Source organism: Pseudomonas sp. FP453, assembly GCF_030687495.1.
Taxonomy (GTDB): domain Bacteria; phylum Pseudomonadota; class Gammaproteobacteria; order Pseudomonadales; family Pseudomonadaceae; genus Aquipseudomonas.
On record NZ_CP117435.1, the window covers coordinates 5,699,215 to 5,724,285 of the forward strand.

Genomic DNA, 25,071 nt, shown 5'->3' on the forward strand with positions numbered 1-25,071 from the left:
TTATGAGTAAAGCTGATGCCTTCGCCCAGGCGGGGAAAACTGCTGTGTTGCAGAACATTCACGGCACCTTGCAGTTCCTGCAGCGCTTCCCGCCGTTCAACCAGATGGAAAACGCGCATGTGGCGTTTCTGGTGGAACAGTGCCAATTGCGCTTCTTTGGCCCCGGCGAGAGCATCCTCAAGCCGTCGGGCGGGCCCGTCGAACACTTTTATATCGTCAAGCAGGGCCGTGTGGTCGGCGAACGGCCGGACTCGGCCGAGACCACCTTCGAAATCGCCACCGGCGAATGTTTCCCCCTCGCCGCGCTGTTGGGCGAGCGCGCCACCCGCACCGAACATAAAGCCGCTGAGGACACTTTCTGCCTGCAGCTGAACAAGCCGGCGTTTATCAAACTGTTTGCCCTTTCCAGCCCGTTCCGAGACTTTGCCCTACGCGGCGTGAGCAGCCTGCTGGACCAGGTCAACCAGCAGGTCCAGCAAAAAGCCGTGGAGACCCTCGGCACCCAATACTCCCTGAACACCCGCCTCGGCGAGTTGGCCATGCGCCACCCGGTGACGTGCAGCCCAGCCACACCGCTGCGCGAGGCGGTGACGCTGATGCATGAGCAACAGGTCGGCAGCATTGTGATCGTTGACGAGCACAAGGCGCCCCTGGGGATTTTCACCCTGCGCGACCTACGGCACGTGGTCGCGGACGGTGTCAGCGATTTCAGCCAGGCCATCGCCGGCCACATGACCCAGGCACCGTTCTACCTGACCCCGGACCACAGCGCCTTCGACGCAGCCATCGCCATGACCGAGCGGCATATCGCCCACGTCTGCCTGGTCAAGGATCAGCGATTGTGTGGCGTGGTGTCCGAGCGCGACCTGTTTTCCCTGCAACGGGTGGACCTGGTGCACCTGGCCCGCACCATCCGCAACGCGCCCCGGGTGGACAACCTGGTGGCGATCCGCGGCGAAATCGGCCAGTTGGTCGAGCGCATGCTCGCCCATGGCGCGTCGTCCACCCAGATCACCCACATCATTACCCTGCTCAACGATCACACCGTGTGCCGGGTCATCGAGCTGACCCTCGCGGAAAAAGGCGACCCCGGCGTGCCGTTCAGCTGGCTGTGTTTCGGCAGCGAAGGCCGCCGCGAACAGACGCTGTACACCGACCAGGACAACGGCATCCTGTTCGACGCCAAGGACGCCGCCGAAGCCGCGTCTATCCGCGCCCTGCTGTTGCCCTTGGCGCAGCAGATCAACCAAAGCCTGGCGCTGTGCGGGTTCAGCCTGTGCAAGGGCAATATCATGGCCGGCAACCCCGAGCTGTGCCTGTCGCGGGCCGAATGGGCGCGGCGTTTTGCAGCGTTTATCCGCGAGGCCACGCCGGAGAATCTGCTGGGTTCGAGCATCTATTTCGACCTGCGCGTGGTGTGGGGCGATGAACGCGGCTGTGAGCAGCTGCGCCAGGGCATTCTTGATCAGGTCGCGGATAACCGGCTGTTCCAGCGCATGCTCGCAGAGAACGCCTTGCGCCAGCGCCCGCCCGTAGGACGTTTCCGCGAGTTTGTGCTGTCGCGTAAAGGCAGCGAAAAGGCCACGCTGGACCTCAAGGTGCAGGGCCTCACGCCTTTCGTCGACGGTGCACGCCTGCTGGCGCTGGCCAATGGCATCCACACCAACAACACCCTGGAGCGCCTGCGCCAGTTGGTGGTCAAGGAAGTCATCGAGCCGCTGGACGGCGCCGCCTATGAAGAGGCGTATCACTTTATCCAGCAAACCCGCATGCAACAGCATCAGTTGCAGACCCGGGAAAACCAGCCCTACTCCAACCGCGTCGATCCCGACAGCCTCAACCACCTCGACCGGCGCATCCTGCGCGAATCCCTGCGCCAGGCCCAGCGCCTGCAAAGCAGCCTGACGTTGCGGTATCAGCTGTGAGCCTATTCAGCTGGTTGCGTGCGAAAAAACCACGGCTCGACACCCCGCAACAGCAACGTCTGGCGCAGTTGCCCACGCCTGCCGCACTAGGAACTGGCACCTTGCGCAGCCAGCGCTGGGTGGTCCTGGACCTGGAAACCAGCGGCCTGAACCTCAACCGCGACCAGGTGCTGTCTATCGGCGCGGTGGTGATCGAAGACGGCGCGGTGGATTTCTCGCAGATGTTCGAGCGCACCTTGCAACGGGCCGAAACCAAGCCTGGCCCCAGCGTATTGATCCACGGCCTCGGCCCCAGCGCGATTGCGGCCGGCAGCGATCCGGTGGAAGCGCTGCTGGACTTCATGGCGTTTGTCGGCGACAGCCCGCTGCTGGCGTTTCATGCGCCGTTCGATCAACACATGCTGAGCCGGGCGCTCAAGGATAGCCTCGGTTATCGCCTGGCCCACCCGTTCCTGGATGTGGCCGATATCGCCCCGCTGCTGTGCCCCGAGGCGCATATCCGCGAAGCCGGGCTGGATGACTGGATCAACCATTTCAACCTGCACGTGGGCGAACGCCATCACGCCAGCGCCGACGCCCTGGCCACGGCCGAGCTGATGCTGATCCTGTTCAGCCGCGCGCGCCAGCAGCACATCGACACGCCGCAAGCGCTGCACGAGCGTTTGAGCCAATGGAAACGGCGTAAACAGACGCCATCGTTTTAATAGCATCACCCGACAGACGCCAATTGCGCCCACCCGACGCCTCTGACACAATCGCGAATAATTCTCGTTAGTTTAAACGTTTTGTTTGCCAGGTGATGCCTTGTCGTCGATCCAGAACCCACACAGTGAGCTTGTTGGCGCGTTGTACCGCGACCATCGTGGCTGGCTGTTGGCCTGGCTACGACGCAACGTGGCGTGCCCGAGCCGCGCCGAAGACCTGAGCCAGGACACCTTCATGCGCCTGCTGGGCCGTGACGAGCTGCGCGAACCCCGCGAACCCCGGGCGTTCCTGGTGGCCATCGCCAAGGGCCTGCTGTTCGACTATTTCCGCCGCGCCGCCCTGGAACAGGCCTATCTCACCGAACTGATGCTGATCCCGGAAAGCGAACACCCATCACCGGAAGACCAGCAACTGATCCTCGAAGACCTCAAGGCCATCGACCGCCTGCTGGGCAAGCTGTCGAGCAAGGCCCGCGCCGCCTTCCTCTATAACCGCCTCGACGGCCTGGGCCACGCCGAAATCGCCCAGCGCCTCGGTGTGTCGGTGCCGCGTGTGCGCCAGTATCTGGCCCAGGGCATTCGCCAGTGCTACATCGCCCTGTATGGCGAGCCGCTGTGAGCGTGATCAGCTCCAAACCGGTGTCGGCCCGGGTGCTGGATGCGGCGATTGCCTGGCAACTGTCCCTCGATTCCGGGGATGGCAGCCCGGTGGAGCGCGAAGAGTTCGACAAATGGCTGGCCAGCGACGAAGAACACGCCCGCGCCTGGCGCCAACTGGGCATGCTCGACCAGCGTTTCAGCGCGGCTTCGGGCCCGGCACGGGCGGCGTTGTTGCAGTCCCGCGAGGGCATTCGCCAGCGGGTGCGCAAGCTTGGTAGTGGCTTGGCGAGCATCGCCGTGGTGATTGGCCTCGCGTTGTTTGCCGGGGAACGCTATGTGCCGATCCACTACTGGCTGGCCGACCAACGCACCGCCACCGGCGAGCAGCGCACGCTGAAACTGGCGGACGGCACCCTGATCAACCTCAACACCCACAGCGCCATCGACGTGCGCTTCGATGAAAAACGCCGGCTGATCGTGTTGCAGGAGGGCGAAATCCTCGTCGAGACCGGCCACAACGACGCGCGGCCGTTCTATGTGCAGACCCGCGACGGCAGCCTGCGGGCGCTGGGCACGCGGTTTATCGTCAGGCGCGAAGACGACGCCACGCGCTTGAGCGTGCTGCAATCGGCGGTCGGCGCCCAGCCCGAGGCGTTGCCGCAGGAACAGATCTTCAAGGAAGGCCAGCAGGTGCTGATGCGCAGCGATGGCCTGGGCCCGACGCTGGCCGTGACGCCCGCCACCGACGCGTGGACGCGCGGCATGCTGGTGGTGGACAACGCGCGCCTGGGGGATGTGGTGGCGGAACTGGCGCGCTACCGCACCGGGCACCTGGGTGTGGATAAGAATGTGGCGGACCTGCGCATTACCGGCAGCTTCCCGCTGCATGACACGACCCTGGCGCTGAATGCGCTGCTGCCGACATTGCCGGTGCAGATCGAGCAGCATACGCCGTGGTGGGTGACTGTCGGCGCCAAGCCTTAGGTTCTGGGGTGCCTGGGCGATTGCTATCGCAGGCAAGCCAGCTCCCACACTCGACTGTGTTCACAAATCAAATGTGGGAGCTGGCTTGCCTGCGATGAGGCCCTCAAGAACACCCAAAAAATATTTTCACCCAGCCCTATCACTTTTCGATTCTCGTTCGGCACCTAGGCAATTGAGAAATATTTCCATTCAGGAGCCGCCCCATGTCCCGCACGCTAGACACCCTGTTGCGCCCCAGCCTGTTAGCCGTGGCCATCGCCCTCAGCGCCCCGCTGGCCAGCCCGTTGCTGATCGCCGCCGAACAGGCCTCCAGCGTGCGCGCCTACAACCTGCCGGCGGCTCCCCTGGCAAGTACCTTGAACCAGATCGCCAGCCAGGCGGGCCTGGCGCTGACCCTCAACCCGGCGCTCGCTGCGGGTAAAACCTCGGCTCCGGTCAAAGGCCAGTTCGATGCACAAGGCGCACTGCGCGAGGCGTTGCGTGGCACGGGCTTGCAGCTGGAGCAGAGCAGCGCCGGGACGTACACGCTGGTGGCGATCCCGGAAGGTGTGGTGGCGTTGCCGGAGACCAATATCATTGGCCAAGGCAGCACTGAAAGCGCCTGGGGCCCGGTGGACGGTTATGTCGCAACGCGCACCGCCGCCGGCACCAAGACCGACACCGCCCTGGTCGAGGCGCCGCGCTCGATTTCCGTCGCCACCCGCCAGCAGATGCAAGACCGCAACGTGCAGAACCTGGATGACGCGGTCAAATACATGCCCGGCATCGTCTCCGCCAGCTACGGCAGCGACACCCGCTACGACTGGATGCGGGTGCGCGGTTTCGAACCGACCCAGTTCCTCGACGGCCTGCCACTGCCACGCGGCGTGTACGCCAACCCGAAGGCCGAGACCTGGAACCTCGACCGCCTCGCCCTGCTGCGCGGCCCGGCGTCGTCGGTGTACGGCCAAACGCCACCGGGCGGCCTCCTGGACATGGTCAGCCGCCGTCCCAGCGAAGAGTCGAGCCATGCCGTCCAAGTGCAATACGGCAGCGACAACTACCGCCAGATCAACTTCGCCAGCACCGGCAAGATCGATGATGAAGGCCAGTTCCTCTACGGCCTCAGCGGCGTGGTACGCGATGCCGGCACCCAGGTCGATCATATCGACAACAAGCGCTACAACATCGCCCCCAGCCTGACCTGGAACATGGATCCCGACACCAAGCTGACCTTCCTCTCGCAGTTCACCCGCGACGATACCGGCACCACCAGCCAGTTCATGCCGATCCAGGGCACCAAGATCAAATCGCCGCTGGGCGAAGTGTCCCATCACAAGAACCTCGGCGACCCGGACTACGAGTTCTACGACCGTACCTACTACGCGCTGGGCTACGCGTTCGAGCACCGTTTCAACGACACGTGGCAGTTCAAGCAGAACCTGCGCTACACCAAGTCGGAGCTGTCGTTCCAGCAACTGACCGTGGGTTCCTACGCTTACTCGCCAGCCGATGCGGCGGGCAACGTCAGCCGTTCCACCACCAACGTGGACGAAAACATCGGCCAGTTCGCCGTGGACAACAACTTCCAGGCCGACTTCGTCACCGGCGACGTGATCCACACCCTGCTGCTGGGCCTGGATCACCAGCGTACCGATACGTCCTACCGTGCGATCTACGGCACCGCCTCGGGGACCAACATCTTCAACCCGATCAATACTACGCCGACAGTACGCCCGACCGACGTCCGGCCGTTCTACGACTACAACCAGAAAACCGTGCAGACCGGCCTCTACGTACAAGACCAGATGGCCCTGGACAAATGGCGCCTGACCCTGGGCGGGCGTGAAGACTGGGTGCATCAGGCCACCACTTACTTCAACGACAGCGATGCAACCAACACCGACCGCGTCAAACACTTCAGCGGCAACGCGGCGCTGAGCTATGTGTTTGATTCGGGCTTCGTACCGTACTTGTCCTACGCCGAATCGTTCCAGCCAGCGAGCAACGCCGATACCAGTGCGTCCAAGACGTTTAAACCGACCGAAGGCAAACAGTGGGAAATGGGCGTCAAGTATCAGCCGCCCGGCTCCAACACGTTGTTGACGGCAGCGGTCTACGACCTGACCCAGAAGAATGTGCAAGTCACTACCCTCGGCGCCGGCAACCAGCAAATCAACAGCCAGACCGGCGAAGTGAAGGTCAAGGGCCTGGAGCTGGAAGCCGTGTCTGACGTGACCGAGAACCTCAAGGTCATCGCCGCCTACACCCTGGCCAAGTCCGAAGTGCAAAAAGGCATCTACAAAGGCAACCGCCTGACCTTGATGCCCAACCAGCAAGCCTCGCTGTGGACTGACTACACCTGGCACACCGGCCCGCTCGATGGTTTCGGCATCGGCTTCGGCGCGCGCTACACCGGCAACACCTACGGCGACCAGGCCAACACCTGGCTGGGCAAGGCCAACGCCTATACCGTGTTCGACGGCTCGGTGCATTACGACCTCGGCCGCCTGGACACCAGCCTCAAGGGCGCATCGGTGAAGCTCAACGCCACCAACCTGTTCAACAAGGACTACTTGTCGACCTGTGACGCCAACTACTGCTACTTCGGCGACCAACGCAGCGTCGTCGCCAGTGCCACCTACCAGTGGTAATCGGCTGAGTTAACAACCGGGCCGCCCAATGGGCGGCCTTGGCATGTCTGAAGGCTGGAAAATGAAAAGCAAAACCATCCGCCGCTGGTCCTTCGTCCACACCTGGACCAGCCTGATCTGCACGGTGTTCCTGCTGCTGCTCGCCCTCACCGGCCTGCCGCTGGTGTTTCACCACGAGATCGACCACCTGCTGGGCAACGAGCCGCAGCTGGCGCACATGCCTGCCGACACGCCGCAGCTCAACCTCGAGCAACTGGTGGCCAAGGCCCAGGCCCATCGCCCCGGCGAAGCCATGCAATACCTGGCCTGGGACGAAGACGACGCAAACGGCGTGATTGCAATCATGGCGGCTACCGCCGGCACCGAGCCCAACGCGTCCCACACCTTCATGCTGGATGCGCGTACCGGGGATGCGGTGGAGATGCCGTCGGCGAATGGCGGTTTCACCCTGTTCCTGCTGCGCCTGCATGTGGATATGTTCGCCGGGTTGCCGGGCAAGTTGCTGCTGGCGTTCATGGGCATCTTGTTTGTGCTGGCGATCATTTCGGGCACGGTGTTGTACCTGCCGTTCATGCGGCGCTTGAAGTTCGCCACCGTGCGCCAGGACAAATCCACGCGCCTGCGCTGGCTCGACCTGCACAACCTGCTCGGCGTGGTCACCCTGACCTGGGCGCTGGTGGTGGGCGTCACGGGTGTGATCAGCGCCTGCGCCGACCTGATCATCGCCGCCTGGCGCCAGGACAGCCTCAGCGCCATGATCGAACCGTACGAACACGCGCCGCCGCTGACCCAACGCGCGCCGGCCAGCGAACTGCTGACCATCGCCGCCAAGGCTGCGCCCGGCATGCGGCCGGACTTTATCGCCTTCCCCGGCACGCGGTTTTCCAGCGAGCATCACTATGCGGTGTTCATGAAAGGCAGCACCCACCTGACCTCGCACCTGCTCACGCCGGTGCTGATCGACGCCAGCACCCTGGCCGTCACCGCCATCGCCGAACGGCCGTGGTACATGGACGCCATGGGCATGTCCCAGCCCCTGCACTTTGGCGACTATGGCGGCATGCCGATGAAGATCTTGTGGGCGGTGTTGGATGTGCTGACCATCATCGTGTTGGGCAGTGGGGTTTATCTGTGGATCGTCAGGCGTAAGACATGAAGCCAAGGCAATCGAGTTTCTGGAAGGTGTTTGCGATTCCGCTGGGGATTGGTTTGCTCAGTGCCGCCGGTTTGTTTGCGGCGTTGCTGGGGGACGGGTGGTGGGATTCGTTGAGTTGGGTGGGGTTGGGGGTGCCGGCGGTGATTGGTGTTTGGGGGTTGTTTAAGCGGCGGGGCTGAGGGCGTTATCGCAGGCAAGCCAGCTCCCACAGGTTGATGTGTGAACACGGTCAACTGTGGGAGCGGGCTTGCCCGCGATGAGGCCTTCAAAAACACCACCAATGCCTCTAGGCTAGCCGCTGCCATCTTGAGGAATGCCCATGCCCACCATGACCCTGTTCCACAACCCCGCCTCCCCCTTCGTGCGCAAAGTCCGCGTGCTGCTGCTCGAAACCGGCCAGCAGGACCGCGTGGCCCTGCAAGCGACACTGCCGACGCCGATCCAGCCCGACCAGCACGTGCTGCAAGGCAACCCGGTGGGCAAGATCCCGGCCCTGCGCCTGGCCGACGGTTCGGTGTTGCACGACAGCCGGGTGATCCTCGATTACCTTGATCACCAGCACGTCGGCAACCCGCTGATCCCCCGCGACGGCTCGGCGCGCTGGCGCCGCCTGACCCTGGCGTCGATGGCCGACGGCATCATGGATGCCGCCGTGCTGGTGCGCTACGAGACCGCCATGCGCCCGGTGGAGAAACATTGGGACCAGTGGCTGGATGAGCAACGCAACAAGATCCGTCGCAGTGTCGCCGAGTTGGAAGCGGACGCGATTGCGGAGTTGGCCAGCCATTTCGATATTGCTGCGATCAGTGTGGCGTGTGCCTTGGGTTACCTGGATTTCCGCCATCCGGACCTGCAATGGCGCCTCGATAACCCGAAGCTTGCCGCGTGGTACGCCGAGGTCAGCCAGCGCCCTTCGATGCAGCAGACCCAGCCGCCTGCCTGAAGCTCACCGCTGCCCACTGTGGGAGCTGGCTTGCCTGCGATAGCGGTGGGTCAGCCAAGCAGGTGCAAACTGACAGCCCGCCATCGCAGGCAAGCCAGCTCCCACATAGTCCCGTGGCGTGGTTGAGGTAGTCGATCATCCGCGCCTTCATCTGCTGATCTTCCCTTAACCCAATCATTGCCCCCCCTCCAGATCAAACTGCAACGGCTCCACCGCCTTGCGCTTGCCCACCCCATACCAATCCAGCTTGCGCGTCAGCACCATCACCGTGCCCAACAAACCAAACAACAGCAGCGAGCCCATCAGCAGCGCGTAATCCTCGGCACTCAACAGCCCGTAGAGCAAGCCATACAACGCCGCCAACCCCGCCGAAAAGCCCAGCCCATGGCTGATGCTGCGCAGCACATGGCAGACGTAGAAGCCGATCAACAACACACAGGCACTGGCGGAGATGAGGTAAGCCAGGGCGAAGCCGATGTGCTCGGACAACGACAACAGCAGCAGGTAAAAAAACGCCAGCGCAAAGCCCACCAACGCGTATTGGATCGGGTGCACTGCCAGGTTCTTCAGCACTTCGAACAGGAAGAAGCCGGCAAAGGTCAGGGCGATAAACAGCAGCGCGTATTTGATCGCACGGTCACTCTTGAGGTACTGGTCCACCGGGTCGATGAAGTTCACGCCGAAGCTGCGGTTGGTGAAGTCCTTGCAGCCCTGGCCGTCCAGGCAACTTTGCAGCGCCTGTTCGAGGTTGGTGGAAAAGAAGGTGGTCTGCCAGTTGGCGGTAAAGCCTGTGTCGGTAACGTCCCGCTGGGCTGGCAGGAAATTGCCGATAAAGCTCGGGTGCGGCCAGTTGGAGGCCAGCGCCACCTGGCTGATCTTGCCCACCGGCACCACTTGCAACTGCTCGGTGCCTTGCAGGCGCAGGTCAAAGGCGAAGTCCACGACGTAGGGCTTTTTGCTGTCCTGTTGCGGCAACGCCACATGTACGCCTTCCCCCAGCCAGTCCACTTGAGAGCCGGGTTCGAAGTCCAGCTGCTGGCTGCCCAGCTCCAGTTTCAGCGCGTTTTCAATGCCGCGAATATCGCTGATACCCACCGCCAGAAACGCCGGCTCAAAGCGGTAATCGGCGAAGTCTTCAGTGATGCCCAACTGCGCAGGCAACTCGAAGCGCCCACTGATGCGGTTGTCGGCATGGAACAGCCGCGCCTGGTAGATGCCCCGCGCGCGCAGTTCGGTCTGCACCTTGCCGTCGAGCTCAAAACGGTCCGGCAGGAAATACAGACGACCCCGCTCTTCACGGGTGACTTCGTAGCGTTTGTTGAGCTTTTCATTGAGCTTCCACTCGCGCACGGTCTTGCGGTAAGGCACCACCATCACCGGGCCGGTGAGGCGCTGGCTGTAGCTGGAACTGCGGGCAATATCCTCCAGCACGGTGTCGCGAGTGTATTGGCGATCGCCGATGATGCCGTTGATCATCAGCAATGGAATCAGCAATACCAGCATCAGCAGCGCAATCGCGCCGAGTTTGAAAAGCAGACTGCGGTTCATGGGACTCTCCCTGTTTTGATGGGGCGAGTCTGGGCAGCCTGTGTGGGGGGTTTATGTGGGCAATGTGGAGACTGTGTGGAGATGCAGCACCACTTGCACGCCGCCGGGTACGTTGCCGATCTGCAAGGTGCCGCCGTGCAGCTTCACCACTTCTTCGACAAAGTTGAGGCCCAGGCCCGTGCTTTTGCGCCCGCTGGCCGGGCGTGGCAGCGAGTAGAAGCGCTCGCTCAGGCGTGGCAGGGCGTAGTCGGGAATCGGCGCCGCCTGGTTGAACACGCGGATGTGCACGTCGTTGTGCTGCGCGTGCGCGCTGAACGTCAAGGTGCCGCCCGCAGGCGTGAAATCCAACGCATTGTCCAGCAGATTGCCCAGGGCCTGGCGCAACAGGAACGGCTCGCCGTAGACCTTCACATCGGCAGCAATCAACTGTTCCACCTGCAAACCTGCTCGCTCGATCCGCGCACATTGCGCCGCGAGCATGTCCTCGACCATCGCCGCCAGCGGGATGCTCGACTGTTCTTCCAGGCCCTGGCGCTGCTCCACCTGCGCCAGGTTCAACAGGCGTTCGATCAACTGCTGCAAGCGCGCGCTTTCGCTGTCGATATTGCCGACAAACCGCTGCTGCTGCTCACGGCTCATATCACCCTGCAACAGCTCCGCCGCGCCGCGAATCGCCGCCAGCGGGCTTTTCAATTCATGGGTCAGGGTGTGCACGTAATGTTCGACGTAGGCCTTGCCTTCCAGCTGCGTGCGCATGTGCTCCACGGCGGTGGACAACTGCTTCAACTCACCGCCACGGTAATGCGGCAACTCGGCACGGCGGCCTTCGCTGACGGCTTCGGCATACGCCGTGAGGCGACGCAACGCGACCGTCAGCCACCACGACAACAACGCCCCGAGCAACAGGCCCAGCACCACCAGCCCGGCGCCGTACCACAGCAGGCGCCGCTCGGTGCGGTCCACATAGGGCTGCAACGAACTGTTGGGCTTGGCCACGGTGACCACGCCGATGATCTCGCCGTTGTCGCGGATCGGCGCGCCGACGTGCATCACCGACGACGTGGCGTCGTCCTCCGCACTGCGGGTGGAACGCGCACCGTATTCGCCGCGCAGGGTCAGGTACACGTCGTTCCACTTGGAATAGTCCTGGCCCACCGCCTCGCCCGTGGAGTCGAGCAGCACGATGCCCTTGGCGTCGGTCACGTAGATGCGGTGGTTGACCTGGTTTTTCGGCAACCCCCAGATGGTCGCCCCCGGCTGGCGATTGCCGTAGGCCTTGAGCCATTCGGGCCAGTGGCTTTGGCCGAGGGTGCCGTTCTTCACGTCATCGCGCAGGATCTCGGCGAGCAGGTTGGCGGTGTCCACCAGGGTTTCTTCGGTGGACTGGCGCACGCCGGGGCGGATTTCCTTCATCACCGTGCTCAGCACAAAGTAGCCGGTGAAGCCGATAAACAGCGCATACACCAGGAAGATCCGCAGCCCCAGGCGCATCAGCTGTGGCTCGGGCTGTAGCTGTAGCCGAGGCCGCGATGGGTCTGGATCGGCTCGGCGTCGGCCGCCACGCTGCGTAGCTTGCTGCGCAGGCTTTTGATATGGCTGTCGATATTGCGCTCATAGCCGGCATCCGCCGCCACGCCGACCGCGTCCAGCAATTGCTCGCGGCTGAACACGCGCTCAGGCTGCTCCAGCAGGCTTTGCAGCAGGCGGAATTCGTGGCGGGTCAGGCTCAGCGGCTGGCCGCGATAGGTAATCTGCATGCGTTCCAGGTCGACCTGGAACAGCGCCGGTGCCACACCGGGGCCGACGCGCTTGAGGATCGCCTTGACCCGTGCCGCCACTTCCCGTGGGCTGAACGGCTTGACCACATAGTCGTCGGCGCCGATTTCCAGGCCCACCACGCGGTCGATTTCACCGTCGCGGGCACTGAGGAACATCACCGGCACTTCGCTGAAACGGCGCAGTTGCTTGCAGGTTTCAAAGCCGCTGATATCGGGCAGGCCGATGTCGAGGATAATCAGGTCGGCCGGGGTCTGGCGCTGATGGGCCAGCGCCTCCTGGCCGAGACTCAGCCAGGTGGTGGTGAAGCCCTCGCCTTGCAGGGCGAATATCAGCGTATCGGCTATGGCCGCTTCGTCTTCGACAATCAGGATGTGGGGCATGGGGGTCTGTCAGCAGTCCGGTTTGTCCGCAGTGTAACGACGGGCCGGGTTTACCGCTGCGCCAAATTCACGCAGGGCCTTGGCGCCGATCAGCAGCGGGTAGTTGAAGCTGCTGCGATCGGTGAGGTTGACCTCGACGGTGCGCTTGACGTTGCCCAGGCACATTTCCAGGTCGATCACCGGGCGCTTGGCCACTGTGGCCTCGTCCTTGTCGTCGTCTTCGTCGGCGCGGCTCTTGATCTTGCTGATGCGCGAGACTTTGTGTTCGAAGACCTTATCGGACGCGTCCTTGCCACCGAGGCGGAAGCGTACCCAATCGTCGCCGTCACGCTGGAAGGTTTCGATGTTGCGCGCAGAGAGCGAGGCGGTCAGGGCGCCGGTGTCCATCTTGGCCTTGAAGGTCTGGCCGATCTCCGGCAGTTGGATGTATTCGTAACGACCGTAGAGGGTCGGTTCGGCGGCCATGACGGGCACGGCAACCAGGGCGAACGCAGCAAGTAACAATTTCACGAAGGGATATCCTCGGAAAGAAGTAGGCGGATTCTAGACCGCAAAAGCGCGGGTTAGTTAGCTCGCTTCAACCATACCGGCCGCATTGTGAAACATTCGTCCGGTGCTTTGCGATTTGGCCTCTAGACTCACCTTGCTTATCATGGCCCGCCCACAAGAATCCAAGAGTTGCTTATGCGCCGCCTGCTCACCGGCTGTTTGGTCACCCTGCTGCTGTTGCTCAACACCCTGGTCCTGATCGGTCCGTTGATGGTGTTTGCCCTGCTCAAACTGGTCGCCCCCGGCCGCTCGCGCGACGCCATGTCGTGGGCGGTGATGTGGATCGCCGAGACCTGGGCCGAGATCGACAAGCTGATCTTCGCCCGCTGCATCCCCACCCAATGGGACATTCGCGGCGGCGGCGACTTGCGCACCGACACGTCCTACCTGGTCATCAGCAATCACCAATCCTGGGTGGATATCCCGGCGCTGATCCAGGCCCTGAACCGGCGCACGCCGTTCTTCAAATTCTTCCTGAAAAAAGAACTGATCTGGGTGCCCTTCCTCGGCCTGGCGTGGTGGGCGCTGGATTACCCGTTCATGAAGCGCTACAGCAAGGCATTCCTGGCCAAGCACCCGGAGCTGGCGGGGCAGGATTTGCAGATCACCAAGCAGGCGTGCGAGCTGTTCAAGCGCCAGCCGGTGACGGTGGTCAATTATCTGGAGGGGACGCGATTCACAGATGCCAAGCGGGCGCAGCAGAACTCGCCGTTCACGCGTTTGCTCAAGCCCAAGGCGGGCGGCGTGGCGTTTGTCCTGGCGGCGATGGGTGAACAGCTGGATGCGATCCTTGACGTCACCGTGGTTTATCCAGAGGCGAAGATTCCGGGGTTCTGGGACTTGATCAGCGGCGCGGTGCCGAAAGTGATCATTGATATCCAGACCCGTGAACTGGACCCGGCGTTGTGGCAAGGGGATTACGAAAATGATCCGGCGTTTCGCCAGACCGTCCAGAGCTGGGTAAACCAGCTCTGGAGGGAGAAGGATCGACGCATTCAAGAACTTCTCAAATGAAAGCGCCAAAGCCGGCAGGGCTATTGACCCCTATCGCCTCGAAACTATTGATTAGCGTGCGCCTCAATGCTTTTGCGCAAAGCATTGCGCACCTGCTCAGGGTCGTTAGTCAGAGTGGGATTATCAAGAAGCTGCTTTAAGGACGAGCGCAAGTTTGCCAATGACGACGAGATATCGTTTCCAGCAGCCTCAGCGTCCAGTAGTGTCTTGAGATCCGAAATCACATGGCCAGCGGCAGTACCCAAAGGCAGGTTCGATCCCTTGTTCACTCCGAAAGGCACTTCGGATGAATTGCCGTCTTCACTCTCGTAAACAGGCTCGCCGTCTTCACCCACGACAAAAGGCCTGCCCTCTTCACCCTTCACGAAACTCATACCCTTGGTACCGGCTGGGAGTGCTTTGTCAGCGGGCCACTCTTGGGCGTCGGTAACCGGCTTGCCGTCCTTACCCACGTAAACAGGCTCGCCGTCTTCACCCACGACAAAAGGCCTGCCCTCTTCACCCTTCACGAAACTCATACCCTTGGTACCGGCTGGGAGTTCTTTGTCAGCGGGCCACTCTTTGGCGTCGGTAACCGGCTTGCCGTCCTTACCCACGTAAACAGGCTTGCCGTCTTCACCCACGACAAAAGGCTTGCCCTCTTCACCCTTCACGAAACTCATACCCTTGGTACCGGCTGGGAGTTCTTTGTCAGCGGGCCACTCTTTGGCGGATGCGCCGGTAGAACGAGAGAGGTGTTGCAGCCCAGTCAGCAGGTTATTGAGTGCCCGATCAGGATTCGACCCATGCGTCACAGCATTCAGATCCTGTCGTAGGTTTGCTACGAGATCCGCGCTCAATCCCAGGTTATGCAACACATTGGGGTCAGCCTTCATAGACTGGGTGTTGCTCTGCATATTACTGCCGAGCTGAGCATATAGACTCTGAAGTGCTGTTTGCAGCGAGTTGTTAATAGAAGTCATCAGATCACCACTAAGTCAGTTGAGTTATCCCTCACGCAAGCGACGTAAAACGTGGCCTGCGAAAGGTACTGCTTGGTGGCCGGCAGTTCTCCTACCGTTCCTCGTGCTTTGCTACAACTGATTGCGGTGACAATCACTGTTCACAATGAACAATCACATCAGCGCTAGAAAGCACATTCCTCAAGATCAACCGCCCGTACCCCATGCCTGGGCCAATTTGCCCAAGACAGAACTGCTGGCACCCTGGCCACCCAGGTATTGCAGGATCACCGGCGCAAACTGGCCGATCATGCCGCTGTCCATGCCCAAGGCGCTGAATGCGGTGTTCAGGTCGTTGGTGCTCTTCACGTTACCCAGCAGGCCGTCCAGGCCGCTGGTCTTGCTGCCGCCGCTCTGCCCGAGCATGCCGCTCAAGGCACCAAGGCTGCCCAGGGAATTGCTCCCCGAGAGTTGATCCAGGCCCGGTACGCTTTTGCCCAGTTGCGAGTAATCGCTGCTGCTCAGTTGGTTCTTGGCCAGGCCCAACATGGCGCCGGTGCCGCCGACGGCTTGCTCAGGGGTGACATTCAGCTGCGAGGTCAGTGCGCTCAGCAGGCCAGCGGTCTGGGAGCTTGGCGCTGCGGCAGCCGCCTTATTGTTGCCGCCCTGGGCACCGGAAACGGCGTTGGCCACATCGCCGAGGCTGAAACCTGCGGCAAATACCGGGCTGGCGGCCACGGTCATCAGGCAGGAAAGGGCAAAACCGCGTGAAATCTTCATTGAAACAACCTCTGGATGTAGGAGCTAAAAGCAGGCGTTTGACTGACACTCCCGAAGGAATGTTCCCACTTCAAGATTAGTTCAGAAAAAGCTGCATCCGAATGGCCTGCCCCTGCGTATATCGGGTATGCACCGCCCGGAGTCGGATGGAATGAATGCAAGAGCTGAACTACCCTCTGCCTACCGTGCGCAGTTCCGTCGCTCTCGTCCGAGTGCTTGGAGAAGCCCTATTTCCATCAACGATGCTGACCCATTGCGGCCTTTACTGGCCCAATGCGCCCTGGGCAACCGCCAGGCGTTCGAAACCCTGTACCGCAGTGTTTCACCGCGTCTGCACGGTGTTGCCTTGCGGTTCATGGGGCGCTCGGACCTGGCTGAAGAAGTGCTGCAAGAGGCTTTCGTGCGCATCTGGTACAACGCCTCGCGCTACGAGGCCCACCTGGCGGCGCCGATGACCTGGATGGTCAACATCACCCGCAACCTGGCCATCGACCAACTGCGCAAACGCCGCGAACAGCCCCTGGCCGACGGTCAGCAGGATGCGATGCTCGACGACAGCCCCAGCGCCCACGAACAACTCGACCGCGAACGCGATGCCCATGCCCTGAACCGCTGCCTCGATAGCCTCGACGGCCTGCAACGCCAGTCCATCAGCGTGGCTTACTTCAAGGGCCTGTCGTGCGCGGAGCTGGCCGAGCATATGGCCGCGCCCCTGGGCTCGGTCAAATCCTGGATCCGTCGCGGCATGGAGCGCCTGCGCAGGTGCCTTGAATCATGAACTACCAAACCACACCACTGCGCCGGGCGCTCGCCGCCGACTACGCCATCGGGCTGATGCCGGCTACCGCTCGTCGTCGATTCGACCGCTTGTTGCTGGAAGATCCAGCACTGCGAGTCGAACTCGGCCACTGGCAGGATGCCCTGGCCAGCCTGACCGGCACGCTGCCTGAACATCCGCTACCTGACCACGTATGGGCAGGCATCCAGGCGCGCATCGAACCGCAGGTGCTGCATCTGCCGGTGAGGAAGCCGATGTGGAGGAATGTACGCTTGCTGGCGGCCGCATGCGCAGTGGGCGTGGCGTTGCTGGTAGGCGTGCTGTACCCGCGCGATCCGGGCGTGACGTACAACGCCACGCTGGTCAACGCCAGCCAGGAACCGGCGTTGCGGGTCCAGGCGGTGGGCGATCATCTGCAAGTCGAGGCGCTGACCCTGGCCGCCGTGGAACCGGCGCGAGACCTGGAGCTGTGGGCGATTCCAGGCGGCGGCAAGCCGATCTCCCTAGGCCTGGTGCCTGGCAGCGGCAAAGGTCGGATCCCGCTCAATCGGGCGCAGCAAGCCTTGCTCACCCAACCGCTGACCCTGGCGGTCAGCCTGGAGCCACGCGGCGGCTCACCGACCGGCCAGCCTACGGGTCCCGTGCTGTACCAGGGCGCACTGGCAACTCGCTGATAAACGACTGGCGTTTACACATCCAGCCCGGCAAAAAAAAGCGACCTATCGGTCGCTTTTTCCAGGCTCTAGGGGTTACGCCGCACTGAACAGCTTGTGCGGATCAATCACAAACTTCTTCGGCACGCCCGCGTCAAACTCACCGTAGCCACGTGGCGCTTGATCCAGGCTGATCACCTCCACGCCAACGATGTCGGCGATGTTGAGCCGGTCCCACATGATCGCCTGCATCAGTTGGCGGTTGTACTTCATCACCGGCGTCTGCCCGGTGTGGAAGCTGTGGGACTTGGCCCAGCCCAGACCGAAGCGAATGCTCAGGCTGCCCATCTTCGCGGCGGCATCCACGGCACCCGGGTCTTCGGTGACGTACAGGCCCGGGATACCAATCTTGCCCGCCACGCGCACCACGCCCATCAGCGAGTTGAGCACGGTGGCCGGCGCTTCGGCCTTGACGCCGTCATGCCCGTGGCCACGCGCTTCGAAGCCCACGCAATCCACCGCGCAGTCCACTTCCGGCTCGCCCAGCAGCGCGGCGATCTGTTCGTGCAGCGGGGTGTCGGTGGACAGGTCGGCAATCTCGAAACCCTGGGCCTTGGCGTGGGCCAGGCGGATCGGGTTGACGTCGCCGATAATCACCACGGCCGCACCCAACAGGCGCGCAGAGGCGGCAGCGGCCAGGCCGACCGGTCCCGCACCGGCAATGTAGACGGTACTGCCCGGGCCAACGCCGGCAGTTACGGCGCCGTGGTAGCCCGTTGGGAGAATGTCGGAGAGGCACGTCAGGTCACGGATTTTTTCCATGGCCTTGTCGCGGTCCGGCAGTTTCAGCAAGTTGAAATCGGCGTACGGCACCAGCACGTATTCGGCTTGGCCACCGGTCCAGTCGCCCATGTCCACGTAGCCGTAGGCACCGCCCGGGCGGGCCGGGTTGACGCTCAGGCACACGCCGGTGTGTTGTTCTTTGCAGGAGCGGCACAGACCGCAGGCAACGTTGAACGGTACCGAGACCAGATCGCCGATTTTCAGGTTTTCGACGCCGCTGCCCATCTCGATCACTTCGCCCGTGATCTCGTGACCGAGCACCAGGCCGACCTGCGCAGTGGTGCGGCCGCGCACCATGTGTTGGTCGGAGCCGCAGATATTGGTGGAGACCACGCGCAGGATGACGCCGTGCTCAATCTTCCTGCCACGGGGGTCCTGCATTTTGGGATAGTCGATTTTCTGTACTTCGACTTGGCCGTTGCCGAGATACACGACACCACGATTACCAGACATGCTTTCACCTCGCTGTTGTTTTTATGGAACTGCGTTGCCCTTGGGTGGGCAGCGCGTTAAATGCTCGGGTACAGATGCTGTTTCTTGGGTTGTTTGTTGGGGCCTCATCGCAGGCAAGCCAGCTCCCACAGGCGTACGCATTCCAAATGTGGGAGCGGGCTTGCCCGCGATAGCGTCAGTCAGAGCACCACCGTCCGATTGGCGTTCAAGAAAACCCGCCGCTCAATGTGATACCCAACGGCCCGGGCCAACGTCAGCCCTTCAATATCGCGCCCCTTGGCAATCAAATCCTCGGGATAGTGACTGTGGTCCACCACCTCCACGCCCTGGGCGATGATCGGGCCTTCGTCCAGATCGTTGTTGATGTAGTGCGCCGTCGCGCCGACCAGTTTCACACCCTTGTTGTACGCCTGATGATAGGGCTTGGCGCCCTTGAACCCTGGCAACAACGAGTGGTGGATATTGATCGCCTTGCCATCCAGCTTGCGGCACAGCTCCGGCGACAGCACTTGCATGTAGCGCGCAAGAATCACCAGTTCCGCACCGGTGTCTTCCACCACCTGCCACACCTGACGTTCCTGCGATGGCTTGTCGTTGGGGTCGAGGGGGAAATGGTAGTAGGGAATCTGGTGCCAGTCGGCCAACGGCTTCAGATCGGGGTGGTTGGACACCACTGCGACCACGTCCATCGACAGTTGGCCGATGCGCTGGCGGTACAACAGGTCGTTGAGGCAGTGATCGGCCTTGGAGACCATGATCACCACTTTTGGCCGGTAGTTCGGCGCCGTTAGCTCGAAGATCATGCCGAAGGCTTCACCGCGCGTGGCCAGGCCGTCGCGGAAACCTTGTTCGTCAAAACCGTCCGGCTGGCGGAACTCCACGCGGATGAAGAACCGGCCCGAAAGCCGGTCATCGAACGAATGGTGCTCAGTGACGTAGCAACCCTGCTCGAACAGGTAGCGGGTGACCGCGTCCACCGTGCCGAGCACGCTGGGGCAGTCGGCGGTCAAAATCCATGTATCAGGGGCGCGGCTCATAAGGTATTCCTCAGGCTTGGACACTCAGGCCGAACTCGGCGGACGCGTCCTGCAACCACAACCACCAGTAGTCCGAGAAGCTACGGCGAATCAACAGTTCCCAGGTGTCTTCGGCCGTGTGGCGGATCACCAGTTGCGACTTGGCGAACACCGTGCCCACGGCCTTGCCCACCGGAAAGTTGTCGGGGTGCACGTCGTAGCTGGTGGACTTCATCAGCACATCGCGTACGTTCGGGCCGCTCAGTTCAAGGATCTGCTGGCCGCCGCTGACGTTGACGATCTGGATATGCAACTCACCCAGGGCGTCACGCAGCTTTTGTTCGGCGGCGAATTCTTCACCGCTGGGCACGATGAGCAACCACTCATCCGGGCCGAGCCATTGCAGGCTGGTGTCGCCCTTGACGATCACGGTCAACGCGCTTGGCAGTTCGATGCCCAGTGCCTTGTGCACACCGGCGGCAAAGGCCGCGTCATGGCCATCACCACGAATGGTCAGGTGGCCCAGGAGTTTCTTTTCGCGCACGGTCACGCCGGCGTTCTTGCGGCCCTTGCCGACCAGGCTGGCGAGGTCGGCATGGTGCAGCGACGACTCGGCCTTGGCCCCGGTGGTTGGGCGTTGTTGGTAAACATTGGCTGCTGTCATAAAGCACCTGTTCTGAATGCTGTGGTGTCTGTTCTGGCCTCATCGCGGGCAAGCCCGGCTCCCACAAGGGAATGCATTCCAAGTGTGGGAGCTGGCTTGCCTGCGATGCAGGCGACTCGGTCCATCAGATGTTCTGGCGATCGCCTTTCGGGTCAAAGAACACCGAAGACACAATCTCCGCCTCGATCACGCTGCCATCCGCCTGCGGTGAGAACACCCGCTCGCCAATGCGCTTCAAGCCGCCCTTCACCACGCCCATCGCGAACGAATAGCCGAGGGAGTTGTGGGCATAACTTGAGGTCACGTGACCGACCATCTTCATCGGGATCGACTGCTTCGGATCGAACACCAACTGCGCGCCTTCCGGCAGCCACACTTTCGGATCCACCGGCTTCAAGCCCACCAGTTGCTTGCGCTCTTCACGCACGCAGTCTTCACGGTTCATGCCGCGCCAGCCGATCCACGAGAACGGCTTGGTACGCCCCACGCACCACCCCATGTTCAGGTCGTCCGGAGTCATCGAGCCGTCGGTGTCCTGGCCGACGATGATGAAGCCCTTCTCGGCCCGCAATACGTGCATGGTTTCGGTGCCGTACGGGGTCAGGTTGTACTTCTTGCCGGCGTCGACGATTTTTTCCAGCACGCCCATGGCGTAGTCGGCCTGCACGTTGACTTCGTACGACAGCTCACCGGTAAACGAGATCCGGAACACCCGCGCCGGCACGCCACCCACCAGGCCTTCTTTCCAGGTCATGAACGGGAAGCCGTCCTTGTCCAGGTCGATGTCGGTGACTTCGGCCAGCAGCTTGCGGCTATTGGGGCCGGACAGGGTCATGGTGGCCCAGTGGTCGGTGACCGAGGTGAAGTACACCTTGAGGTCTGGCCACTCGGTCTGTTGATAGATTTCCAGCCACTGCAGTACGCGGGCCGCGCCGCCGGTGGTGGTGGTCATCAGGAAGTGGTTGTCGGCGAGGCAGGCGGTGACGCCGTCATCGAAGACCATGCCGTCTTCCTTGCACATCAGGCCGTAGCGCGCCTTGCCCACGTCGAGCTTGGTCCAGGCGTTGGTGTAGATGCGGTTGAGGAACTCGCGGGCATCCGGGCCCTGGATGTCGATCTTGCCGAGGGTGGACGCATCCAGCAGACCAACGCTGTCGCGCACGGCCAGGCATTCGCGTTTCACCGCAGCGTGCAGGTCTTCACCGTTGCGCGGGAAGTACCACGGGCGTTTCCACTGGCCGACGTCTTCAAACTCGGCGCCGTTCTTCACGTGCCAGGCTTGCAGGGCGGTGTAACGGACGGGTTCGAAGATGTGCCCACAGTGACGACCGGCTACCGCGCCAAACGTCACCGGCGTGTAGTTCGGGCGGAACATGGTGGTGCCCATCTGCGGGATGGCCACGTTCAACGAACGCGCAGCAATCGCCAGGCCGTTGACGTTGCCCAGCTTGCCCTGGTCGGTACCAAAGCCCAGCGCGGTGTAGCGCTTGACGTGCTCCACCGACTCGAAACCTTCGCGGGTCGCCAGTTCGATGGCGGCGGCGGTCACGTCGTTTTGCAGGTCGACGAATTGCTTCGGTGCCCGTGCGGTTGGTTTGTCGTGGGGCACTTGGTAGATCGCCAGGGTCGGCTCTTCCAAGCGGCTCAGGGCTTTTGGCAAGGTGCCTTCGACCGGCGCAAAACCAGCTTCGCTGGCTGCGCGCACGCCGCCTTCAAAACCATCGGCCAGGGAATCACCGAGACCGTAGACGCCGTTGATACCACCGACACACACGCGTTTCTGCGGTGCCTCGCCCGGTACAAAACCGAGGATGTCTTCACGCCAGGTCGGCTTGCCGCCCAGGTGCGAAGCCAAGTGGACCACCGGGCTGTAGCCGCCGGAGCTGGCTACCAGGTCGCAGTCCAGCCACTCGCCGGGGCTGGTGACTTTGTGGGCCTTGACGTCAATCGCAGCGACGCGAGCAGCGGTCACGCGCTTGGTGCCACGGGCTTCGACCACGGCGCTGCCGGTGAGGATGCGAATACCTTTGGCGCGGGCTTCTTCAACCAATGCGCCGCGTGGGTTGTGACGCACATCGGCCACGGCGACCACTTGCAGGCCGGCGTCGAGCCAATCCAGCGCAACACGGTAGGCATGGTCGTTGTTGGTCGACAGCACCAGCTTCTTGCCCGGTGCCACGCCGTAGCGACGCACGTAGGTCGAAACCGCGCCGGCCAGCATGTTGCCCGGCACGTCGTTGTTGCCGTACACCAGTGGACGTTCGCACGCACCCGTCGCCAGCACCACACGCTTGGCGCGAACACGGTGGATACGCTGGCGCACCACACCAATCGGCGCACGGTCACCGAGGTGGTCGGTGAGGCGTTCGTGGATGGTCAGGAAGTTATGGTCGTGGTAGCCGTTGACGGTGGCGCGGGGCAGCAGCACCACGTCGGGCAGGGCTTTCAATTCAGCAATGACGCTGGCGACCCACTCAGTGGCCGGCTTGCCGTCGAGGCTTTCACGGGAATCCAGCAGCGAGCCGCCGAACTCTTCCTGCTCGTCGGCGATGATCACGCGGGCACCGCTACGTGCAGCCGCCAGGGCAGCCGCCAAACCTGCAGGGCCTGCGCCGACCACCAGCACGTCGCAGTGACGGTTGAAGTTGTCGTAGGTGTCCGGGTCGTTCTCGGTCGGCGAGCGGCCAAGGCCGGCAGCCTTGCGGATGTACTTCTCGTACGTCATCCAGAACGATTGCGGGTACATGAAGGTTTTGTAGTAGAAACCCGGCGGCATCAGCTTGCCGCCGACCTTGCCAAGAATGCCCATCACGTCGGTGTTGACGTTCGGCCAGCCGTTGGTGCTGGTGGCGACCAGGCCCTGGTACAGCGCCTGTTGCGTGGCGCGCACGTTGGGGATCTGGGTGGCTTCGGTGGCGCCGATCTGCAGCACCGCGTTCGGCTCTTCGGCGCCGGCGGCAAAGATGCCGCGCGGGCGCGAATACTTGAAGCTGCGGCCGATGATATCGACGCCGTTGGCCAGCAGGGCTGCGGCGAGGGTGTCGCCTTCAAAGCCCTTGTAGGTCTGGCCGTTGAAGGTAAACGTCAGGACTTTGTTACGGTCGATCCGGCCACCGTTGGACAGGCGATTGGTCTGGCTCATACCTTCTCTCCAGAGGCCTTGGCGGTGAATTGTGGCTTCTCACCGATCTTGTAGGTTTCAAGAATTTCGTAGGTCAGGGTGTCGCGGGTCGCGTTGAAGTACTGGCGGCAACCGGCGGCGTGAATCCACAGTTCGTGGTGCAGGCCGCGCGGGTTGTCGCGGAAGAACATGTAGTCGCCCCACTGTTCATCGGTGCAGGTATTCGGGTCCAGCGGGCGCGGGATGTGCGCTTGGCCGGACGCGTGGAATTCCTCTTCGGAGCGCAGTTCGCCACAGTGAGGACAGAAGATATGCAACATAGGAAATTTCTCCTGTTAGTGGGCGACGGCCGCAGCGCCGTGTTCGTCGATCAACGCACCGTTGTGGAAACGGTCGATGGAGAAAGGTGCGGCCAACGGGTGCATTTCACCCTTGGCCAGGCTGGCGGCAAACACGTTGCCTGAGCCCGGGGTGGCCTTGAAGCCACCGGTACCCCAACCGCAGTTGAAGAACATGTTCGGTACCGGGGTCTTGGAGATGATCGGGCACGCGTCCGGCGTGGTGTCGACGATGCCGCCCCACTGCCGGTTCATGCGCACGCGGGACAGCACCGGGAACATCTCGACGATGGCCTGGATGGTGTGTTCGATCACCGGGTACGAACCACGCTGGCCGTAGCCGTTGTAGCCGTCGATACCGGCGCCGATCACCAGGTCGCCCTTGTCGGACTGGCTGATGTAACCGTGTACGGCGTTGGACATGATTACGCTGTCGATAATCGGCTTGATCGGCTCCGACACCAACGCTTGCAGCGGGTGGGATTCGATCGGCAGGCGGAAGCCCGCCAGCGAGGCCATGTGCCCGGAGTTACCGGCGGTGACCACACCGACGCGCTTGGCGCCGATAAAGCCCTTGTTGGTTTCCACGCCGATGCACACACCGTTTTCCTTGCGGAAGCCGATCACTTCGGTCTGCTGGATCAAGTCCACGCCGAGGGCGTCGGCAGCACGGGCAAAGCCCCACGCCACGGCATCGTGACGGGCCACGCCGCCGCGGCGTTGCACGGTGGCGCCGAGCACTGGGTAGCGGGTGTTTTTCGAGCAATCCAGGTACGGGATCTCGTCCGCCACCTGCTTGGCGTTGAGCAGCTCACCGTCCACGCCGTTGAGGCGGTTGGCACTCACGCGGCGCTCGGAATCACGGATGTCTTGCAGGGTGTGGCACAGGTTGTACACGCCACGCTGGGAGAACATCACGTTGTAGTTCAGGTCCTGGGACAGGCCTTCCCACAGTTTCATCGCGTGTTCGTACAGGTGCGCCGACTCGTCCCACAGGTAGTTGGAACGCACGATGGTGGTGTTGCGCGCGGTGTTACCGCCGCCCAGCCAGCCTTTCTCGACCACGGCCACGTTGGTGATGCCGTGCTCCTTGGCCAGGTAGTAGGCGGTCGCCAGACCATGCCCGCCGCCGCCGACGATGACCACGTCGTAGACCTTCTTGGGGGTCGGCGTGCGCCACATCTTCTGCCAGTTTTCGTGGTGGCTGAGGGAGTGCTTGAAGAGGCCGAAGCCCGAGTAGCGTTGCATAGTCATTACTCCAAAACCGCG

The 25,071-nt window shown here is 62.4% G+C and carries 23 protein-coding genes; 11 read left to right on the forward strand and 12 right to left on the reverse strand.

Annotated features, from left to right (window positions below):
• Nucleotides 1-2: 2 nt before the first annotated feature.
• From PSH87_RS26045 to PSH87_RS26080, 8 genes are all read left to right on the forward strand, one after another.
• Nucleotides 3-1,925, forward strand: a complete 1,923-nt coding sequence (locus tag PSH87_RS26045; protein ID WP_305431603.1) for a putative nucleotidyltransferase substrate binding domain-containing protein — start codon at nucleotides 3-5, stop codon at nucleotides 1,923-1,925.
• Nucleotides 1,922-2,629: a PolC-type DNA polymerase III gene (locus PSH87_RS26050; protein WP_305431604.1), complete on the forward strand. Its 708-nt coding sequence runs from the start codon at nucleotides 1,922-1,924 to the stop codon at nucleotides 2,627-2,629. The genes PSH87_RS26045 and PSH87_RS26050 overlap by 4 nt, the downstream gene beginning before the upstream one ends.
• A 100-nt stretch (nucleotides 2,630-2,729) precedes the next feature.
• A complete protein-coding gene (locus PSH87_RS26055) occupies nucleotides 2,730-3,248 on the forward strand; it encodes an RNA polymerase sigma factor (RefSeq protein WP_305431605.1) in 519 nt (172 codons plus the stop codon).
• The gene (locus PSH87_RS26060) at nucleotides 3,245-4,213 is read left to right on the forward strand and encodes a FecR domain-containing protein (RefSeq protein ID WP_017738463.1); all 969 of its coding nucleotides are present in this window, start codon (nucleotides 3,245-3,247) and stop codon (nucleotides 4,211-4,213) included. Before PSH87_RS26055 ends, PSH87_RS26060 begins: the two co-directional genes overlap by 4 nt.
• 203 nt (nucleotides 4,214-4,416) lie before the next feature.
• Nucleotides 4,417-6,846: a TonB-dependent siderophore receptor gene (locus PSH87_RS26065; protein ID WP_305431606.1), complete on the forward strand. Its 2,430-nt coding sequence runs from the start codon at nucleotides 4,417-4,419 to the stop codon at nucleotides 6,844-6,846.
• A 61-nt stretch (nucleotides 6,847-6,907) separates the two neighbouring features.
• Nucleotides 6,908-8,002 (forward strand): PepSY domain-containing protein, encoded by a 1,095-nt coding sequence (locus PSH87_RS26070; RefSeq protein WP_305431607.1) that lies wholly within the window; start codon nucleotides 6,908-6,910, stop codon nucleotides 8,000-8,002.
• Nucleotides 7,999-8,181, forward strand: a complete 183-nt coding sequence (locus tag PSH87_RS26075; RefSeq protein ID WP_017738460.1) for a hypothetical protein — start codon at nucleotides 7,999-8,001, stop codon at nucleotides 8,179-8,181. The genes PSH87_RS26070 and PSH87_RS26075 overlap by 4 nt, the downstream gene beginning before the upstream one ends.
• A 134-nt stretch (nucleotides 8,182-8,315) precedes the next feature.
• Nucleotides 8,316-8,945: a glutathione S-transferase N-terminal domain-containing protein gene (locus PSH87_RS26080; RefSeq protein ID WP_305431609.1), complete on the forward strand. Its 630-nt coding sequence runs from the start codon at nucleotides 8,316-8,318 to the stop codon at nucleotides 8,943-8,945.
• Nucleotides 8,946-9,119: 174 nt separating this feature from the next.
• On the opposite strand, the gene creD is transcribed toward PSH87_RS26080, so the two are convergent.
• The 4 genes from creD to PSH87_RS26100 are packed head-to-tail and all read right to left on the reverse strand — an operon-like array spanning nucleotide 9,120 to nucleotide 13,162.
• A complete protein-coding gene (gene creD / locus PSH87_RS26085) occupies nucleotides 9,120-10,493 on the reverse strand; it encodes a cell envelope integrity protein CreD (RefSeq protein WP_305431610.1) in 1,374 nt (457 codons plus the stop codon).
• A 51-nt stretch (nucleotides 10,494-10,544) separates the two neighbouring features.
• Nucleotides 10,545-11,984, reverse strand: coding sequence for a two-component system sensor histidine kinase CreC (creC, locus tag PSH87_RS26090; protein WP_305431611.1), 1,440 nt, complete (start codon nucleotides 11,982-11,984; stop codon nucleotides 10,545-10,547).
• A complete protein-coding gene (creB, locus tag PSH87_RS26095) occupies nucleotides 11,984-12,652 on the reverse strand; it encodes a two-component system response regulator CreB (RefSeq protein WP_257781218.1) in 669 nt (222 codons plus the stop codon). The genes creC and creB overlap by 1 nt, the downstream gene beginning before the upstream one ends.
• Nucleotides 12,653-12,661: 9 nt before the next feature.
• Nucleotides 12,662-13,162 (reverse strand): ATP-dependent zinc protease, encoded by a 501-nt coding sequence (locus PSH87_RS26100; RefSeq protein ID WP_017738455.1) that lies wholly within the window; start codon nucleotides 13,160-13,162, stop codon nucleotides 12,662-12,664.
• Between the two features lie 174 nt (nucleotides 13,163-13,336).
• Between PSH87_RS26100 and PSH87_RS26105 the strand changes: the two genes are divergently transcribed.
• The gene (locus PSH87_RS26105) at nucleotides 13,337-14,215 is read left to right on the forward strand and encodes an acyltransferase (RefSeq protein ID WP_305431612.1); all 879 of its coding nucleotides are present in this window, start codon (nucleotides 13,337-13,339) and stop codon (nucleotides 14,213-14,215) included.
• 44 nt (nucleotides 14,216-14,259) lie between these two features.
• Here the strand turns inward: PSH87_RS26105 and PSH87_RS26110 are convergent, their stop codons facing one another.
• Together PSH87_RS26110 and PSH87_RS26115 are read right to left on the reverse strand one after the other, a co-directional pair.
• Nucleotides 14,260-15,177 (reverse strand): hypothetical protein, encoded by a 918-nt coding sequence (locus PSH87_RS26110; protein WP_305431614.1) that lies wholly within the window; start codon nucleotides 15,175-15,177, stop codon nucleotides 14,260-14,262.
• A 186-nt stretch (nucleotides 15,178-15,363) separates the two neighbouring features.
• Complete coding sequence (locus PSH87_RS26115; RefSeq protein WP_305431616.1) at nucleotides 15,364-15,936, reverse strand: DUF2780 domain-containing protein; 573 nt, start codon at nucleotides 15,934-15,936, stop codon at nucleotides 15,364-15,366.
• A gap of 151 nt (nucleotides 15,937-16,087) precedes the next feature.
• On the opposite strand from PSH87_RS26115, the gene PSH87_RS26120 reads away from it, so the two are divergent.
• Together PSH87_RS26120 and PSH87_RS26125 are read left to right on the forward strand one after the other, a co-directional pair.
• Nucleotides 16,088-16,714, forward strand: coding sequence for a sigma-70 family RNA polymerase sigma factor (locus tag PSH87_RS26120; RefSeq protein ID WP_305431617.1), 627 nt, complete (start codon nucleotides 16,088-16,090; stop codon nucleotides 16,712-16,714).
• Complete coding sequence (locus PSH87_RS26125; RefSeq protein ID WP_017738450.1) at nucleotides 16,711-17,388, forward strand: anti-sigma factor domain-containing protein; 678 nt, start codon at nucleotides 16,711-16,713, stop codon at nucleotides 17,386-17,388. Before PSH87_RS26120 ends, PSH87_RS26125 begins: the two co-directional genes overlap by 4 nt.
• A 75-nt stretch (nucleotides 17,389-17,463) precedes the next feature.
• On the opposite strand, the gene fdhA is transcribed toward PSH87_RS26125, so the two are convergent.
• From fdhA to PSH87_RS26155, 6 genes are all read right to left on the reverse strand, one after another.
• Nucleotides 17,464-18,663 (reverse strand): formaldehyde dehydrogenase, glutathione-independent, encoded by a 1,200-nt coding sequence (gene fdhA / locus PSH87_RS26130; protein ID WP_026137006.1) that lies wholly within the window; start codon nucleotides 18,661-18,663, stop codon nucleotides 17,464-17,466.
• Nucleotides 18,664-18,842: 179 nt separating this feature from the next.
• Nucleotides 18,843-19,700 carry a formyltetrahydrofolate deformylase gene (purU, locus tag PSH87_RS26135; RefSeq protein ID WP_016977808.1) on the reverse strand — a complete coding sequence of 286 codons (858 nt, stop codon included), beginning with the start codon at nucleotides 19,698-19,700 and terminating at the stop codon, nucleotides 18,843-18,845.
• Between the two features lie 10 nt (nucleotides 19,701-19,710).
• Complete coding sequence (locus PSH87_RS26140; RefSeq protein ID WP_017738447.1) at nucleotides 19,711-20,343, reverse strand: sarcosine oxidase subunit gamma; 633 nt, start codon at nucleotides 20,341-20,343, stop codon at nucleotides 19,711-19,713.
• Between the two features lie 124 nt (nucleotides 20,344-20,467).
• A complete protein-coding gene (locus PSH87_RS26145; protein ID WP_305431619.1) occupies nucleotides 20,468-23,485 on the reverse strand; it encodes a sarcosine oxidase subunit alpha in 3,018 nt (1,005 codons plus the stop codon).
• A complete protein-coding gene (locus PSH87_RS26150; protein WP_017738445.1) occupies nucleotides 23,482-23,784 on the reverse strand; it encodes a sarcosine oxidase subunit delta in 303 nt (100 codons plus the stop codon). The genes PSH87_RS26145 and PSH87_RS26150 overlap by 4 nt, the downstream gene beginning before the upstream one ends.
• Before the next feature lie 15 nt (nucleotides 23,785-23,799).
• On the reverse strand, nucleotides 23,800-25,050 hold the full coding sequence (locus PSH87_RS26155; protein WP_010207084.1) for a sarcosine oxidase subunit beta: 1,251 nt from the start codon (nucleotides 25,048-25,050) through the stop codon (nucleotides 23,800-23,802).
• Nucleotides 25,051-25,071 lie beyond the last annotated feature (21 nt).